This window comes from Flavobacterium sp., assembly GCF_043756175.1.
In the GTDB taxonomy this organism is placed as follows: Bacteria; Bacteroidota; Bacteroidia; order Flavobacteriales; family Flavobacteriaceae; genus Flavobacterium.
The window spans coordinates 23,210-40,254 of sequence record NZ_JAYURN010000089.1 but is presented as its reverse complement, the minus strand read 5'-3'; the positions used below and the strand labels follow the sequence as shown (position 1 = coordinate 40,254).

Below are 17,045 nucleotides of genomic sequence, written 5' to 3'. Positions count from 1 at the left end.
CTCTTTGTTGTTATAATGCCGCAGGTACTTTACCCCAGTTTATGCCTCTTTTTATTCGCAAAAGTTGAGTTTCGGTAACTTTGTTGCGTTTTGCTAATTCCCTCAAAGATACACCTTCGTTCATTCTTTTTTTCAAAATCATGACCTGTTTTTCAGTGAGTTTTGTATTGTTTCTTTTTGTAGGGCTAACAAGAACTTTTGCTTTAGCTTTTATTACAAAAGGGCTGTTTTTTTGATGCAATGTGTTTTCCTCTCTAGACATCCATTTCAAATTAGAATGATGGTTGTTTAGTTTGTCATAATCTATGTGGGCAACAAGATTTTTATTTTCAGTAGGTTTTTCTAAAAAATAAATAGCAACCAATCGGTGTGTTAAACTGCCATAAAAACGTTTTCTTTTTTGTTCCCTTTTCTTGTAATTTTTAGTATAGTTGGTTTTAATTGTTTTGAGTAATTTCTCAGTTTCAATAATTTTTTCTGCAAGAAGAGTATCTGGTTTTTCTGCTAAACTTACTAGTTCTACCATCGATGCTATTTCCAGATTCAAAACCTTTATATTTTCTCTAATAATTGCAAAATAAGCCTGATCTTCTTCTCCAATGGGTAACATGGTGCTTAAATGAACAGATGGATAACCTTCGGTTAATGTTTGCTTTACAATTACAGTTATTCCTTTTAGTTTATTTATTTTTTTGATATTTCCGTAACTAGAAATATATAATTCATATTTCTCTGTAAACGGTGATTTTAGTTCAACTTGTTTCCAAAGTTCTTCGTCATAAAATCTTTTTATATAATTAGTCATAATCTAATGTTTTTATGATTCTTCTTTTTGTCCCATTTTCATTAAATATGCTTTAAGAAAAGCATCAATATTACCATTCATTACACCATCAACATCGCTAGTTTCGTGACCAGTTCTTACATCTTTTACTAACTTATACGGTTGCATCACATAGTTACGTATTTGCGAACCCCATTCTATTTTCATTTTTCCAGCTTCGATATCGTTGCGTTGCTCTTGTTGTTTTTTGAGTTCAATTTCATACAATTGCGAACGTAACATTTGCATCGCTCGATTCCTATTATCGTGCTGTGAGCGTGTTTCGGAGCACTGAATCTGGATTCCCGTCGGTTTGTGTGTCAGTTGTACTTTGGTTTCCACCTTGTTCACATTCTGACCACCAGCACCACTAGAACGAGCCGTTATGATTTCAATATCAGCAGGATTTATCTCAATTTCAATCGTATCATCAACTAACGGATATACATAAACCGAAGCAAACGAAGTATGACGCTTGGCATTACTATCAAACGGAGAAATTCTCACCAATCTGTGTACGCCGTTTTCTCCTTTCAAATAACCAAAAGAATAATCACCTTCAATCTCTAAGGTAACAGTTTTAATTCCTGCAGCATCGCCTTTTTGAAAATTCAGTTCTTTTATTTTGTAACCCTGATTTTCGGCCCACATCATATACATACGCATCAGCATTTCGGCCCAGTCGCAACTTTCTGTTCCACCAGCACCAGCGGTAATTTGCAAAACAGCACTCAAAGAATCTCCTTCGTCCGAAAGCATATTTTTAAATTCGATTCCTTCAATATGAGTATTTGTTACCTCATATTGCTCGTCTAATTCTTGTTCAGTAAGTTCTCCTTCTTTATAAAAGTCGTATGCCAATTGCAATTCGTCGGCCATTTCGACCGCTTTATTGTAATCTTCGACCCATTTTTTCTTCGAACGGAGATTTTTTACGATTATTTCGGCAGCTTTTGCATTGTTCCAAAAATCGGGAGCAAAGGTTTTTTCTTCCTCGTTTGTAATTTCTATTAGTTTTGCATCAACGTCAAAGATACCTCCTTAACGCACCAAGACGCTCCACAATACCTTTTATTTGTTCGGTATTTGTCATAAAATTGTTTAGTTTTGTATTAATTGTTTGAAGCTATTTGCTTCGCCAGTTCGTTTTACTCGTCTCCTGCTATCCGTTACAATCTTTTTATTATTAAAGGAAAAATAAAAAGGATTTTCACTACTATCAGGGCTAAAAAATAAACAGTAATTCATAATTAAGTATCAAAAATAAGAATTATATACCAAATATGGAAATAAATTTAATTAGCGACACCGTTACCAAACCTACACAAGAAATGTTAAACGCTATGTTTACGGCAAAAGTAGGTGATGATGTGTACAAACAAGATCCAACGGTTGTCGCCTTGGAAGAAAAAGTGGCAGCAATGTTTGGAATGGAATCCGCCTTATTTTTCCCATCGGGAACTATGGCAAATCAGACTGCAATCAAGTTGCATACAAATCCTGGAGAGCAAATTATTTGCGACAAATGGTCACATATTTACCATTACGAAGGCGGTGGAGCCTCTTTTAATAGTGGCGTTTCCTGTAACCTTGTCGATGGAAATCGTGGTATGATTACTGCCGATTTAGTCAAAAATGCGATAAACGATCCAGAATTTTACCACGCACCGCTCACGAGTCTAGTAAGTATCGAAAATACAACCAATAAAGGAGGTGGCGCTTGTTATGACCTGCAGCCACTTCGAGAAATAAAACAAGTTTGTTTAGATAATAATCTAAAATACCATCTTGATGGCGCCAGATTATGGAATGCTTTGGTAGCAAAAAAACAATCACCAACACAATTTGGCGAGTTATTCGATACAATTTCAGTTTGTTTGTCTAAAGGATTGGGTGCGCCAATAGGTTCAGTTTTGGTTTCTGACGCAAAAACTATTCACAGAGCATTGAGAATTCGTAAAATTTTTGGTGGTGGCATGAGACAAGCAGGTTACTTAGCGGCAGCAGGAATTTATGCTTTAGACAATCATGTAGAACGTTTGGCAGAAGACCATCGTCGAGCAAGAGAAATTGCACAAGTTTTACAAAGTTTACCTTGGATAGCGCAAATAGAACCTGTAGAAACAAACATTCTAATATTTTCTATCCAACCTTATCTAGATGAAAAAATAATTACCGAAAAACTCAAAGAAAAAGGAATTTATATCAGCTCAATGGGACACGGAAAATTGCGAATTGTAACACATTTGGATTACCGTCAAGTAATGCATGAGTATGTTTTGGAAACGCTTTTAAAATTGAAAATGTAAATTGCGAATTATGAGCTTCAAAAACTCATAATTCGCAATCCATAATTTTTATTTAAACATATCTTCCATGCCTGGAATCATTGGCATGTCTACTTTGGTAACGGCATCAAGTTCAGTTAAGTTTACTCTTGTTGCTTTTTCAATAGCTTTATTTATTACTGTAACAAGATAATCTTCTAATTGTTCTTTGTCTTCAAGCAGAGCATCGCTAACCGAGATGTTTTTTATCGCATTATTTGCAGTAATAGTTACTTTAAGTAATCCGTCAGTACTTTGTTCATCTATAAGAACAGTGTCTAAACGTTTTTTAGTATCTTCTATTTTTTGTTGGGTTTCTTTCATTTTCCCCATCATTGCCATTAAGTCCATGTGTCTTTTATTTTTAATTTAATGCAAATTTAATAATTAAAAGCTAGAGATTCACTGATTTTTAAGTTTAATAAAATTCATAATTTTTACTTTTTGTTCACAATAAATTATTCAATGTTTTAAACTAAATTTGTTTTTCTATATAATTTATAATCCGGATTAACTATGCGTTGGACAATCAAGCCAAAACCTTCAGAAGAAAAAATAAACCATCTGGCGCAAGCCTTAAATATTGAAGATTTTGTAGCTTCATTGCTCATTCAACGCGGAATTGAAACTTACGACCAAGCCAAAACATTTTTTCGTCCCAGTTTAGATGATTTGCACAATCCCTATTTGATGAAAGATATGGATAAAGCGGTCGAAAGAATTGAAAAGGCAATTGCAAATAACGAAAACATCATGGTTTTTGGCGATTATGATGTCGATGGAACAACTGCAGTTTCTTTGGTTTCCTCTTACTTAAAATCCTATTACAAAAACGTAGCAACTTATATTCCGGATCGTTACGACGAAGGTTACGGAATTTCGTTTATAGGAATCGATTATGCCGATGACAACGGTATTACACTTATTATTGCGCTAGATTGTGGTATAAAATCGATAGAGCATGTGGCTTATGCCAAAGAGCGAAACATCGATTTTATTATTTGTGATCACCACCGTCCAGGAGAATTTTTGCCTGAAGCTGTTGCTGTTTTAGATCCAAAACGTTCCGATTGTAGTTATCCTTACGACGAACTTTGTGGTTGTGGCGTTGGTTTTAAATTGATTCAAGCATTAGGTGAAAACCGAAACCAAACAATCGAAGATTTTATTCAGTATTTAGATTTAGTAGCCACAGCTATTGCTGCCGATATTGTTCCTATGACTGGAGAAAATAGGGTTTTAGCAAAATTCGGTTTAGAAGTTATCAATACAAATCCAAGACCAGGAATTCAGGCTTTGATTCAAAATTTAAAAAAGAAAGTACTCACAATTACCGATGTAGTTTTTATCATTGCACCAAGAATAAATGCTGCTGGACGAATAAAACATGGTAATTATGCAGTCGAATTATTAACAGAATTTGATTTGCCACAAGCAGAAGAATTTGCTTCACAAATAGAAATTTTTAATGCCGACAGAAAAGATTTAGACAAACAAATCACTGTTGAAGCATTGCAACAAATAGGAAATAATAAAGCAGAAAATAACTTCACGACCGTTGTTTATCAGGAAGATTGGCACAAAGGTGTTATCGGAATTGTAGCTTCTCGATTGATTGAAACTCATTATAAGCCAACGATTGTTTTTACAAAAAGTGGCGATAAATTAGCTGCTTCAGCACGTTCTGTAAAGGATTTTGATATTTATAATGCATTAGAATCTAGTGCTGAATATCTTGAACAATTTGGTGGACACATGTATGCTGCAGGAATGACTTTGAAAGAAGAAAATTACGAAGCTTTCAAAAATAAATTCGAAGAAGTTGTAAAAGAAAGTATTCATCCAGATTTGCTTATTCCTGAAATTGCTATTGATGCTGAAATTAGTTTATCATCAATAAATGAAAAATTGGTTAGAATTTTAAAACAATTTGAACCATTTGGTCCACAAAATATGACACCAGTTTTTATTTCAAAGAATATAAAAGATACAGGTTATGCTAAAACTCTAGGTAAAGATGAAGAACATTTGCGATTGTTTGTAAAACAAGATAATAGCGAAGGTTTTGCTGCAATTGGTTTTAATTTAGCACAAAAAATGGATTGTATAATCAATAACAAACCATTTGATGTAGTATATTGTATCGATGAAAACGAGTGGAACGGAAACGTAACTTTGCAACTGAGATTAAGAGATTTAAATTAAGAAAAATGAAAGTAAAAAGCATATACATCATACTAATGATTCTTATTGCAATTGCATTATTTTGGAATCAAAATACGGTAAAACCAAGTCTTTGGATAAAAGCTATAGGGATAATTATATTCTTTTACGGTATGATGAAATTAAGTGCAAAAACGCCAAGTAAAAATCAAGATAACGAAGAATAATGTTTGCAAAAGGAGATAACATTTCGGTTTTAGACGATGCCATAAATGGTGTTGTTCTAAAAGTGAACGGAAAAATAATAACGATTGAAACCGAAGATGGTTTTGAACTCGATTATAACGAAAAAGAACTTATTTTGATAGAATCCTCTAGCGATTTGATGCATAATATTTCTAAAACTAATTTTTCAACAGTAGCAAAAGAAAAGGAAATTCCCAAACCAAGAAGTTTTGTGAAGGAGAAAAAATCTAAAAAAGAAGAATTTGTTCTCGAAATAGATTTACATATCGAAAAACTAGTTCCCAACAAACGAGGAATGAGTAATTATGATATTTTAAACATTCAAACTGAAACTGTAAAAAGACAAATGGATTTTGCATTACGTAACCGAATTCCAAAAGTTGTTTTTATACATGGAGTGGGCGAGGGCGTACTAAAATCAGAACTCGATTTTTTATTAGGTCGTTACGAAAACATCACTTTTCAAGATGCAAATTATCAAAAATACGGTGTTGGCGCAACTGAGGTTTATTTTATTCAGAAGAAAAGTAGTTTATAAAGTCGTTATATATTCACCAAAAACAAAATTATCATTCGTTGGATAAATATAGGTTAAAACTCCTTTTTTGAAAGTTGTTTTGTACAAGGTAATAGTATGTTTAAAATGGGTTGCATCTAGGGCAACAGTTTCGACACTTATGATTCCACTAGTTCCAGTCACACCATCTTGTGCAATCCATTCTTCTGTAAGTGTAGGAGTAGAAGGTGTTATTGCAGCACAGAAAAAATTAGTATTTAAACTTCCGTTATAAACCCTATAAACCACTTTGTTTGTTGTTCCGTTAATTACTCGTGTTCTTGGTGATCCAACTACTGAATTTGGAAAAAGTAACGGATCTACATCTAATAACAAAGCATTGTTAGAATTGTATTTAAAAATCAAATTGTTTCCGCCACATTTTTGTGTTGTAGCAAGCGAATAATCAAAATTTAGGTTAATAATCTCGGTTCTATAACTCCCAAATGTGTATGAATCATAAACTATTTGTTTATCTGGAGTTACAAACGTTATGTTTTTAAAAACGATATTGTGGTTATAAGCAACAACCGTAGTTCCGTTAGTGTCTAAAATTTTGATTGTTGTAATTTCTGCAGTTCCGCCAGTTACTGTCCATTCTTCTAAAATAGGAATTGTTGGTGTATCACAAATATTAGTTGTTGAAGTTGTGGTTGCAAATTTTCTGTAAATCAAAGATGTTGCACCTCCTATAGATACAACTCTAGGTGTATTTACTATAGTTTCGGTATTTGGAAAATTAGTTTCTGGAGTATTAAAAATTAAAGCTTCTACATCATTAATTTTGTATAAAACATTCGAACTACTACATTTTTGAACAGTTGCGTTTTCAAAAACGAAATTTTCGGTAATTAAATCACCATCATCGCAACCAGTTAATAATAAAAGACTTATAAATATAGTTAGGAAATATTTCATATGTAGGTAATATTTGTTTTTAATTGGAATATGGTATATTTATGAGGAATCTTCGTTTGTGTTCGTGATTTCGGTATCATAAATATTTCAATGGTATAAATTTTAAACAAAAATAATATTTTTAATTACTAATGAAAGCTTTATTCTTCGATTTAAGAAAAATTAAACAATATTGTTATATTTCCTCTTGTAAACTTCTATTTTTATTTTTTTGAAAGAGGGAACATACATATTTTTTTCAAAAAAAATATGTATGTTTGAGGAAACTAAATCAAACTAAATTTTATTATTTATGACTTCTGAAACAAACAAAACAACAAAGCCACTGATAATTATTGTAGCTTTATTTTTCATCTTCGGATTTGTAACCTGGGCAAACGGTACTTTAATTCCATTTTTTAAACTGTCTTTTGGGTTGTCTAACACGCAAGCATTTTTCGTGACTTTCGCATCTTACATAGCTTATTTCTTTTTGGCATTACCTTCTTCATGGATTTTAAAACAATTAGGATTTAAAAATGGAATTATAGTTGGTTTATTCATATTAGGATTGGGTTCTTTGGTTTTTATTTCCGCAGCAGAATCACGATCTTTTCCGCTATTTTTAGCAGGTATTTTTATACAAGGAGCGGCTTTAGCTTTATTACAAACAGCAGCAAATCCTTATTTAATCATTATTGGCCCAATTGAAAGTGCGGCAAAACGCATTAGTATTGCTGGTATTTGCAACAAATTTGCAGGTATGATTGTTCCAGTAATTATGGGTTCGTTATTTCTAAAAAATGCTGCAGATATTGAAAAAAAGATTGCAGCTTCAACTGGAATTGAAAAAGAAAATATTTTAGCCGATGTTTTAAATAGAGTAAACACACCTTATATTGTTTTAGCTATTATTTTTTGTGCGTTTGCAATATTAATAAAATACACTCATTTACCAGAAGTTGAGGTTGAAGAAGATATCATCGATGAAACAAAAGGTGAAGTTGTAAAACATAAGTCTATCTTTCAGTTTCCACATTTGTTTTTAGGTGCATTTTGTATTTTCGTTTATGTAGCTGCCGAAGTAATGGCAGGAGATATTATTGGAGTGTACGGAAAAGCGCTAGGGATTGCTCCGGATACGGCTAAATACTTAACTTCCTTAACCTTATTTAGTATGTTAATAGGTTATGTAATAGGAATTTTTACCATTCCGAAATACATTTCTCAACAAAAAGCATTGAGAATTTGCGCCATTTTAGGAATTGTATTTTGCACTTTGGCATTTTTAACTGCAAGTTCTCAATTGTCAGTTATTTTTATTGCTTTATTGGGTCTATCAAATTCTTTGATGTGGCCAGCCATATTCCCGCTAGGAATTAGCCATTTAGGAAAATTCACCAAAACTGGTTCTGCCATTATGATTATGGGTATTGCTGGTGGTGCTATTTGGCCTTTAATTTATGGTTATTTAAGTGATTTACCAGCTCATGGCGGATTAGGAATACCATTTCATATTGCTTTTTATGTTGCCATACTTCCATGTTATTTGTATATTTTATTTTTTGCAATAAAAGGTCATAAAATAGGTATTGAACACAAATTTAATTGATTCTTAAACCACTAAGAAAATTCTTAAATATATATTAATATTAAAATTCGGAAGAAGGTAATTCGTTACTTTTACTCCGAATTTTTTTTATATGCAAATCAACAAATATTATTTATCGGCATTATCCTCTTTTGTAATTTGGGGTTTTTTTAGTTTAGCACTAAAACCGTTACACGATTATCCTTCCTTGGATATTTTATTTTATAGGGTTTTTTATGCCGCAGGATTATTGCTAATCATCAATCTTTTTTTTAGAAAAGAAAAACTAAAAACCGACTGGAAATCGTTCATTACTTTAGAAAAGAAAGAGAAACTAAATACAATTCTACTAACCGTTCTTGGCGGTTTTTTACTCATCTTCAATTGGTTTTTGTTTATGTATGCGGTAAATCATGTTAGTCTAAAATCGGCATCATTTGCGTATCTAATTTGTCCTATTATAACCACTATTTTAGCCTATTTTATTCCCAAAGAAAAGCTGAGTAAATGGCAGTGGTTTTCAGTATTCTTATGTGTAATTAGTTGCGGAATATTATCTTACGGAGATCTGAACGGGCTTATTTACAGTTTGATAATTGCTATTTCTTTTGCCTTGTATTTAATAAGTCAACGAAAAAACAATAAGTTCGATCGATTTGTAGTATTGACAATTCAATTGCTAATTGCATCACTAGTTTTGTTACCATTTTTCCCTGTTTATAGAGCAGAAACTCCTACGGAACCAATATTTTATATTCTGATGATTGTAATTGTAGTATTGTTTACAATTATTCCATTATTTTTAAATTTGTTTGCACTTAAAGGCATGAATTCTTCAGCAGTTGGTATCTTGATGTACACCAATCCGATGATAAATTTCTTATTGGCTATTTTTTATTTCAAAGAAGAAATCAATTCGACACAAATTATCTCTTATTCATTGATTTTAATTTCTGTTGTTATATTTAATGAGAGGTTTTTGGAAAAAAGGACTAATTATTTGTCTTTGGTATCTACTACATAAAAAGTGGAATCATCAAATTCTTCAGGAATGTATAAAACCATTTTTCTCATACAATTTTTTCTTTTCCATTTAAAAAGGATATCCAATAGCCAAATTAAAAACCAAATTTTCTTTTAACCATGCACCCCTTCCAAAGTTTACCTTATCTAAAACCCATCGTTGTCCTTCCGGCAGATACGGTTTTCGGATTGGGAAAGCCAAATCGGTTCTTAACACCAGAAAAGAAAAATCAAACCGCAATCCAGCACCCACACCAACTGCGATTTCATCAAGGAATTTTGAAGAAAATTTGGAACCCGGTTTGTTGACATTATTGTTTAACAACCAAATATTTCCTGCATCTACAAACAAGGCACCGTTGATAAATCGGTAAATATTGGCTCTGTATTCGGTATTCATTTCCAATTTCACATCACCAGATTGATCTGGTAAAAATGTGCTGTCATCGTTGAAACCATTATACGTTCCTGGACCTAATGATCTCGAACGAAAAGCTCTTAAACTATTGGTGCCTCCAATAAAAAACTGTTTGCTAAAAGGAATTTCAACAGAGTTGCCATAGGCGAAAGCGGCTCCCATGATAATTCTGCTTGAAATTTGTGACATTTTAGTCAGCTTGTAATTGTGTTTGAATTCGTTTTGTATTTTCACATATTGACTAAAAGGAATATCGAAGATTTTAATAGTGTCCCCTTTTTTGATATTCGCACCCGTAACAAGTCCTGTAACATTCCCAGATAAATCAATACTTCCCTTATAGAAGAAAGTGTTTTTCTTTCTTTTCTGCATTGTATTGGTATACATATAAGAATAGGTAGGACCAAAAATTAACTGTTTCTCCACCACTTTTCTCAAACTTTCGTTGGCAGCAATTTGTTCGTTATACAAATCAAAAATATTCTGCGGACTTGCAAAAGTGATTTCCGTAACATTCAATTGGTGTTCTGTTCGTTCGTTTCCTTTCCATATATAACCAAACGCTCCTTTGAAAGTTTGCAACGAATACAATTTAATCCGGTTTTGATTTTCATAGCCCAAAGTTGCTTTTGTTCTTGGCACAAAACCACTAGAAGACTTTATTTTGAAAGGGGATATAAATCGGGGCCAAATTAAATTGGCTTCAGAACCAAATCGGTATACATTGAAACCGTTTTTTTCGCCTGATATTTGTACTTCAAAACCTCCAAAAGCCGAAATGGTAAGCAATTCAGCACCACGAAAAGTGTTTCGGTTGCTCCAATTCACATTCAATTCGGTACCTGTATAATTGGCAGAATTTGTCTTGGCTAAAATTTCGATCCGAACTGACTTTTTGGTTAATGGAGTCAAATAATAATAGGCATCCAAATAATTTCCAATGGTATCAGAAACTACAAATTGGTTTTTCACAAATTTGAAAGTACCCAAATTGACCAATCTGTTTAAGGATAAATTATGATTGGTACGGTTGTAGAAATCATTTTTTTTGAAATACAATACGCGATCAAAAACGCGAGGTTCAAATAGTTTTTCATTGTCGATAATCGTGAAATCTTTATACCTTATAATCGAATCTGATGCCACACTCAAGCTATCGGCATTAATACCATAGTTGGGATAAATTATGATTTTATTGATTCTGAAACTGGTTTTTGCTAGTTCCGGTGCTTCATTTTTTACTTTGACAATCAAATCCACCTGATGATCTGCTACAGTGCTGTCCACTTGAATTTTGAGATAATCTGGATTGAAATAGAAGTATCCTTTTTCTTTTAAACGTGTGTCAATTCGAACCCTTTCCTCTTTAATTAAAGCAAGGTTGTAAGCGTTTCCTTCTTTCAAAAGACTTCTTTGTTGTGTTTTGCGAACAGCAATTGAAATGGTAGCAGAATCTGTTGGGAATAGAACTGACTTAATTTTGTATTGCTGCTTTGGATTGATGGTGTAATTTGCCTTTGCCTTTTTTCCGTACCGAGAGGAATCTGCAGTAGTTTTTGCATTAAAATAGCCATTATTTTCAACATAATTCTGTAGTAAACTTTTATTGAATTGCAAATCGACCTGACTGAATAAAACGGGTGGTTCGCCCACGGTATATTTTAACCAATGCCAAAATCCTTTTTCTTTTTTTACGTCGCCAGCAAGATTGTAAAAGAAAAGCCTAGGTCGCAATCCAAGGAATTTTTTGTTTGGTTTTGGAATCAGTAATTTGTTGGATTCTGTTTGTAATAACGTCAGTTCTTTCTTTGTGGTTTCTTTATTTTTATCTACTATTACTTTACCTCCTGTATACAGCAATTCGTCTTCAGGCAAATACTTTGTATTGCTGCAGGAAGAGGCGAACAGTGCCAAACACAGAAAATATAAAATGTTCTTATTCATTCGATTTATTTTTAGTTTTTTTGGATTCTTCCACTTGCTTTTTTTGAAATATCTCGCGGAATTTGTTGTAATCAATGGTGATGATAAAACCAACACCAGTTTCAATAACCTGACCTTGCAGCGCCACCTGATATTTATTTTTTCGATAGGCTCGAATTTTATATCGGCCGTCTTTTGAAATTTGATATTCAGCAGCAATATCTCCAGCAATGTTATTGGCTTGCTGATTTTCCTGTTTTTCACCCTCAATCCCAAAACTACTTCCAATCGTAACTTTCAATCGATCGTTCAATAATTTTTTAGAAAGACCTACATTCAATTCGGTTCTGTTTTCTTCTGTACCTGTGGTATAATCTTGGGAAGTATCTAAATTAAAATCCAATTCCACTCCGTTTATCAAATCACTTGCAAGATTATTGAGTTGTTGTGACAAAACCTTACTCACACTTTCTCTAGCTAATGAAGAAGCTGTAATGCCACCGCTTTCGGTTGAAAAGGGGTTTTCACCAATAAAACGATTAAGTAGAAGTAATGCAAAAACTTGTTTGTTCAGTTCATCGGGTTCTTGTCGGAGTTGCGCTAATTTAGCTTGTGTAGCATCAATGATTTCTGCTGAAACAGAGTTGTTACCTTCGGGCAAAATAATATCAAATGTAATGTCTGGTTTTAATAAATCTCCTTTCATTTTCAATTCGGTTTCAAAAGGAATTTTTTGTTTATAGGTGTTTCTTTGTTCCGGAGTAAGATTCATTAATTGATCATTTAGCAAATCAATCGGAGCTGTTTCTGTTTTATAAATGGCAGTAATATTAATGTCGGCAGTAGTTGGTTCTCCTGTCCACAGAATATAACTTCCTTTTTTGATGTCGAATTTTCGTTTGATTAAATTAAAATTCATTTCATAAGTACCTCCTGTAAATTCATATCTTCCGGTTAGCGTTGTTTTTCCAGAAGCGTCTATACCTCCGGTGAGTTGTGCTTCTCCTTTTAATTTTAAATAATCTCCGTTTGCTTTATCAATAATCATAGACAATTCGGCTTCTTTATCAATTTCAATATTTACCCAAGCGATGATGCCTTTAATTTCGGTTTGACTCAATGCTTCATCGGCTGAAACGGTGGTGATTAATTTAGGCTGATCTTGGTCAATAAACTCTATAATGCCTTCTCTGTCAGTAATTGATGGATCCGTTTGTGGCAAAACAACGGTGAATTTAGTGTCTTTATTTATTTTAATTTTTCCTTCAACTATTGGATTGTTCAAGGTACCTTTTACTGTTAAATGATTGTCCAAATACAATTCGCCATAATAAAGCGGATTGTCTTTTGCTTTCGAATTGACCGCTTTAAAATTATCGGCATCGACAGTCAAATTAAAACCAAAATTATAATTGGTTCGATTCGTAACTTTTCCGTTAATAATAAGTTCGTTATTTGTTTCATCATTTATGATAAAATTATCGAAGGCAGCACTGTTGTTTAAAAATACAATTCTGTCATTAATCGATTTGAAATTAGCGTTGAGTTGTGTGACTTTGAAACCAACCTGATGAAACTGTAAAATGCCCAAAACGGCAGGTTGCGAAGCAGTTCCCGTAATTTTAAAATTCCCTGATACAAAACCAGTACTTTCTTTTATATTATCGAATGTGAATCCTTGAATGCTTTTTACGTGCAGTTTTGCAATGTCCAATTTCATATCGAAATTGCTGTTGGTAGTTTTGTAATTTCCGTCTAAACTGAGTTGGTTGTCTTGACCCGTTAGTAGAATTCTCGCGTTATATTGGTTGGCAATTTGATTGTTGACATTTATTTTTAATGTTCCTAATGTATCTTTTCGGAAGGCAAAATCTTCTATGGTCAAATCGGAAGTGAAAAGTGCTGATTTTTCGATGTTTTTTATGAAGGCGTTTCCATTGATTTTTCCGCTCATTTGGAAATCAGTTTTTTGTGCAATATTGGTAATGGTTTCAATTTCAAAATCCTTGAAGTCAATGGCAATAGGTGCATGGGGTTGTTCCGATTGCGATTGAATTTTGATACTGTTTCCTGCCTTTGATAATTCAAAATTGTTGGAATAAAGCCCGTTTCTTCCAAAACGGATTTCATTATTCTCGGTTAGATTCCACGAGTCATAATTCAGCAATAAATTTTTTGGATTCAGATTGATACTATAATTTCCATTTTTTGTTTTCAATGCTCCCGAAATAAAATACCGCTCTTTGTTATTTAAGTCTTTCAACTGCAACGCATAATCGATGACATCGTTTTCCACTTTCCCTACAATATTAGTATAGGGCAATTGAAATTGTGGGTTTTGGATATCATCAACTAGTAAGTTATAAACCAACGAATTGGCTTTAGTATAAACGTTTATTTGAGCATTTGTAATTGCGCTTTTACCATATACTAATTTTGGAATTTTACCATTCAAAACAATCGTGTCATTGACAGAATTGTATCTGCCTGATATGGAAATAGGTTCTAAACTTTTCAATTCTGGTACGAACTTCAACAAAATCGGGCTGTCTTTTACATCCATATTAAATGTAAAATGTTGTGCTTCTACAAGGTTTTTTCTAGTATTTGGATTACTATCATAATATTTTGCAATCGAGTTCTGCAAGGCAGTTGTAATTTGGGATAGTTTGTATTTTCCATCCACATTGGCGCTCAAAAACTGCGATTTCAAAAGCAACGTACTTTTTTCTGCTGTAGAAGTTGCTGTTAGGGTAATACTATCTAATACAAACTGGTCTTTCTCATTTGCAATAATAATATGGTGTGCGTTCACATTACCATTCAAATAATCTATATCCGCTGATTGAATATCGGCATCCAGTTCGCCACGCATTTTCATTGATCCTGCATGAAGGTTGAGTTTGCTTAAATCGGCAATATCAACATTTAAATGCAATTTTCCTGAAGGATATTTGTCGCGGAAACTACCGCTAGAAACCATGTCAAAAGTAAGATTTGGGTCTTTTGAGTTAATATTGGCATCAAATAAACCGTTGTTTATTTTACCTTTTACTGTAATATTTTGATAGGTGTATTTTTTGAAATTGGCTTTGGAAATCATGCCATCAACCATAGTATTGGCTATCTTCGGATTCAACCCAGTTCCTTTCACAGTGGCTTTTAAACTAATTTTTCCAATGGTGTCGTTTTTGGTTAGCTTTCCCAAATCAAAATTATCGATTTCGGTTTGAGCGTTGTATTTCTCTTTGTTTTTTATGCGTCGGTCAAAAACGGCTTTGATTTTGGCATTCCCAAAACTACTGATGATGTTTAAATTTGTATTGAAATTGTACAGCGTTCCTTTGAAAGTTCCTTTAGTAGCAAACTGTGAAGGCAATTGAATCGAGTTGGGCACCGTTCCTTTCGGCAGGATGTTATTGACATCTTTGGCATTTGATTGTAATTTTTTAATTTTCAAATCATAATAGGCAATCTTGGAATTGGGTAAACCAATAATTTTTCCGCTGAGTGCAATTTTTGTAGTTCCAATACCGCTAATCTCTAAATTAGAGAAGGAAATATCTTTTAATTTGCCGATAATGGTGCCATTCATAGACATGACAGCCTTCTGATTGGTACTAAATGGCGCTGTATTTTCCAGCGTAGGGGCAAAGAGTAGGAGTTCTTTTATACCCAATTTACTATTAATTAAATGTGCATTTATATATAACTCTCCAGGGTATTCTTTAAGTATTGAAGTTGAAGGATAGCTTACAATAATTTCATTTCTGAGTATTGTTTGCGGTGTTTTTAAATACAAGTTTTTCAAAGTGACACCTTGTTCACTATAAATAAAATTGGTTTTCAAGGATTGAACGTTCAACCCTTTTTTTTCTTTTAGCGTAAGATAATTAATGATTCCGGAGGTTTTTTGTGGATTGTGGTCCAATTTTTCTGCCTGAAGGTTAAAATTCTCAATGTCCAAATGCTGATAATCCATACCGTTTTTGACGGCCACTGAATTTTGGTTATCAAAATGAAAATTGACTTTTTCTAAATTAATTTTATTAATTTTAATTTTCCAATTGCTCGTTGGAGTAATAGTAATGTTGTTTTCGGTAACCATTTTTTCTAATTTGCCTACTGTCAATTCTCCTTTCGTGTCTAACAAAATAAGGGTTTCAATGTCAAGAAGCTGCCTTTGTAAGTCGATTGTATTGAATTGTATCTGCAATTTTTCAAGCGCGAATTTTGTGTTTAATCTGCTGGTTTCATCTTGGTAATCAATATCAATTTTTGACAAATCGATGGAGCCCAGTTGTATTTTTAAATTGGCTTTGTCTGCTTTTACAACTATCGTTTTTTGAATTTCATTCAGCGTTTCAATCAAACCTCGTTTCATTTTCAATTTGACTCCATCAATTTTTGCTTTGGGAATTTCGAAATTCATTTTGTCCAATTCAAAAGTTTTTATTCGAGTATCAAAATGGTTTAAAGTAAGAGCGATATCATTTTTGGAGATAGCATCCGAATACTTGAATTTGACATTGTCTAAATTGATTTTGTTCAAAGAAAACTCCATGGGAGGTGAATTATCATTTGGTTTCTTAGGCGAAGAAAATGCTTTAATAATATAGTCAAAATTGAAAACGGAATTTTTGTCTCTGTCAATATATACAGTGATTCCTTCCAAGCTGGCGGAATTGATTTCCACTTTGTTGCTCATCAGTTGAAATAAACTGATGTCAACAGCTAGTTTTTTTCCGGCTAGAAGGGTGTCTTTTTTTTGGTCTTCAAAATATACACCTTCAAGGATTACTTTTTTTGGAAGGCCAATTTCAATCCGATTAATAGAAACTTTAGTGTGAATGGTCTCTGCTATATAGTTGACAGCCTTTTTTTTAGCTATATTTTGAACAAAAGGAATTTGAAGTGATAATACCAACAAAAGAAAGATTCCAATGATAGAGAACACAATCCAAAGGAAAATCTTCAAGCCTTTCTTTACAATTTTTTTGAAATCCACTCTCTTTTTAGTTTTGAATAAAGTTAACTATAAAGGTGGGGTTTTTAACGATAAAAAATTTACATAATTA

The 17,045-nt window shown here is 32.9% G+C and carries 12 protein-coding genes; 6 read left to right on the top strand and 6 right to left on the bottom strand.

Annotated elements, in window-relative coordinates; all coding sequences use genetic code 11:
- Positions 1–10 precede the first annotated feature (10 nt).
- Both ACH2BP_RS06770 and prfB read right to left on the bottom strand, forming a co-directional pair.
- Positions 11–805 (bottom strand): HNH endonuclease, encoded by a 795-nt coding sequence (locus ACH2BP_RS06770; protein WP_395058266.1) that lies wholly within the window; start codon positions 803–805, stop codon positions 11–13.
- Positions 806–817: 12 nt separating this feature from the next.
- Positions 818–1,916 (bottom strand): peptide chain release factor 2 gene (prfB, locus tag ACH2BP_RS06765; protein WP_395058264.1). Its coding sequence is split into 2 segments (ribosomal slippage): positions 818–1,852 and positions 1,854–1,916, totalling 1,098 coding nucleotides; the frame shifts between segments, so codons are not numbered across the junction.
- 190 nt (positions 1,917–2,106) lie between these two features.
- Between prfB and ACH2BP_RS06760 the strand changes: the two genes are divergently transcribed.
- Entirely contained in the window at positions 2,107–3,132 is a 1,026-nt protein-coding gene (locus ACH2BP_RS06760) for a threonine aldolase family protein (RefSeq protein ID WP_395058262.1), read from the top strand.
- Between the two features lie 48 nt (positions 3,133–3,180).
- Here the strand turns inward: ACH2BP_RS06760 and ACH2BP_RS06755 are convergent, their stop codons facing one another.
- Entirely contained in the window at positions 3,181–3,501 is a 321-nt protein-coding gene (locus ACH2BP_RS06755) for a YbaB/EbfC family nucleoid-associated protein (protein WP_395047514.1), read from the bottom strand.
- Between the two features lie 165 nt (positions 3,502–3,666).
- Between ACH2BP_RS06755 and recJ the strand changes: the two genes are divergently transcribed.
- Genes recJ through ACH2BP_RS06740 form a run of 3 tightly spaced genes read left to right on the top strand, consistent with a single transcriptional unit; the run spans position 3,667 to position 6,097 of the window.
- Complete coding sequence (recJ, locus tag ACH2BP_RS06750; protein WP_395058260.1) at positions 3,667–5,355, top strand: single-stranded-DNA-specific exonuclease RecJ; 1,689 nt, start codon at positions 3,667–3,669, stop codon at positions 5,353–5,355.
- A gap of 5 nt (positions 5,356–5,360) precedes the next feature.
- Positions 5,361–5,540 (top strand): hypothetical protein, encoded by a 180-nt coding sequence (locus tag ACH2BP_RS06745; protein WP_395058258.1) that lies wholly within the window; start codon positions 5,361–5,363, stop codon positions 5,538–5,540.
- Entirely contained in the window at positions 5,540–6,097 is a 558-nt protein-coding gene (locus ACH2BP_RS06740) for a Smr/MutS family protein (RefSeq protein WP_395058256.1), read from the top strand. The genes ACH2BP_RS06745 and ACH2BP_RS06740 overlap by 1 nt, the downstream gene beginning before the upstream one ends.
- On the opposite strand, the gene ACH2BP_RS06735 is transcribed toward ACH2BP_RS06740, so the two are convergent.
- Positions 6,092–7,033, bottom strand: coding sequence for a hypothetical protein (locus ACH2BP_RS06735; protein ID WP_395058254.1), 942 nt, complete (start codon positions 7,031–7,033; stop codon positions 6,092–6,094). The two genes, ACH2BP_RS06740 and ACH2BP_RS06735, sit on opposite strands and share 6 nt — an antisense overlap.
- Before the next feature lie 292 nt (positions 7,034–7,325).
- On the opposite strand from ACH2BP_RS06735, the gene ACH2BP_RS06730 reads away from it, so the two are divergent.
- The gene (locus ACH2BP_RS06730; RefSeq protein ID WP_395058252.1) at positions 7,326–8,624 is read left to right on the top strand and encodes a sugar MFS transporter; all 1,299 of its coding nucleotides are present in this window, start codon (positions 7,326–7,328) and stop codon (positions 8,622–8,624) included.
- Between the two features lie 91 nt (positions 8,625–8,715).
- Positions 8,716–9,627: an EamA family transporter gene (locus ACH2BP_RS06725; RefSeq protein WP_395058250.1), complete on the top strand. Its 912-nt coding sequence runs from the start codon at positions 8,716–8,718 to the stop codon at positions 9,625–9,627.
- Positions 9,628–9,696: 69 nt separating this feature from the next.
- On the opposite strand, the gene ACH2BP_RS06720 is transcribed toward ACH2BP_RS06725, so the two are convergent.
- A complete protein-coding gene (locus ACH2BP_RS06720; protein WP_395058248.1) occupies positions 9,697–11,988 on the bottom strand; it encodes a BamA/TamA family outer membrane protein in 2,292 nt (763 codons plus the stop codon).
- Positions 11,981–16,975, bottom strand: coding sequence for a translocation/assembly module TamB domain-containing protein (locus ACH2BP_RS06715; protein ID WP_395058246.1), 4,995 nt, complete (start codon positions 16,973–16,975; stop codon positions 11,981–11,983). The genes ACH2BP_RS06720 and ACH2BP_RS06715 overlap by 8 nt, the downstream gene beginning before the upstream one ends.
- Positions 16,976–17,045 lie beyond the last annotated feature (70 nt).

What these genes read in the sequence shown, in the direction of transcription:
- recJ (WP_395058260.1), top strand. Translation starts at nt 3,667, where the DNA reads ATGCGTTGGACAATCAAGCCAAAACCTTCAGAAGAAAAAATAAACCAT.
- ACH2BP_RS06740 (WP_395058256.1), top strand. Translation starts at nt 5,540, where the DNA reads ATGTTTGCAAAAGGAGATAACATTTCGGTTTTAGACGATGCCATAAAT.
- ACH2BP_RS06735 (WP_395058254.1), bottom strand. Translation starts at nt 7,033, where the DNA reads ATGAAATATTTCCTAACTATATTTATAAGTCTTTTATTATTAACTGGT.
- ACH2BP_RS06760 (WP_395058262.1), top strand. Translation starts at nt 2,107, where the DNA reads ATGGAAATAAATTTAATTAGCGACACCGTTACCAAACCTACACAAGAA.
- ACH2BP_RS06755 (WP_395047514.1), bottom strand. Translation starts at nt 3,501, where the DNA reads ATGGACTTAATGGCAATGATGGGGAAAATGAAAGAAACCCAACAAAAA.
- ACH2BP_RS06745 (WP_395058258.1), top strand. Translation starts at nt 5,361, where the DNA reads ATGAAAGTAAAAAGCATATACATCATACTAATGATTCTTATTGCAATT.
- ACH2BP_RS06725 (WP_395058250.1), top strand. Translation starts at nt 8,716, where the DNA reads ATGCAAATCAACAAATATTATTTATCGGCATTATCCTCTTTTGTAATT.
- ACH2BP_RS06770 (WP_395058266.1), bottom strand. Translation starts at nt 805, where the DNA reads ATGACTAATTATATAAAAAGATTTTATGACGAAGAACTTTGGAAACAA.
- ACH2BP_RS06720 (WP_395058248.1), bottom strand. Translation starts at nt 11,988, where the DNA reads ATGAATAAGAACATTTTATATTTTCTGTGTTTGGCACTGTTCGCCTCT.
- ACH2BP_RS06730 (WP_395058252.1), top strand. Translation starts at nt 7,326, where the DNA reads ATGACTTCTGAAACAAACAAAACAACAAAGCCACTGATAATTATTGTA.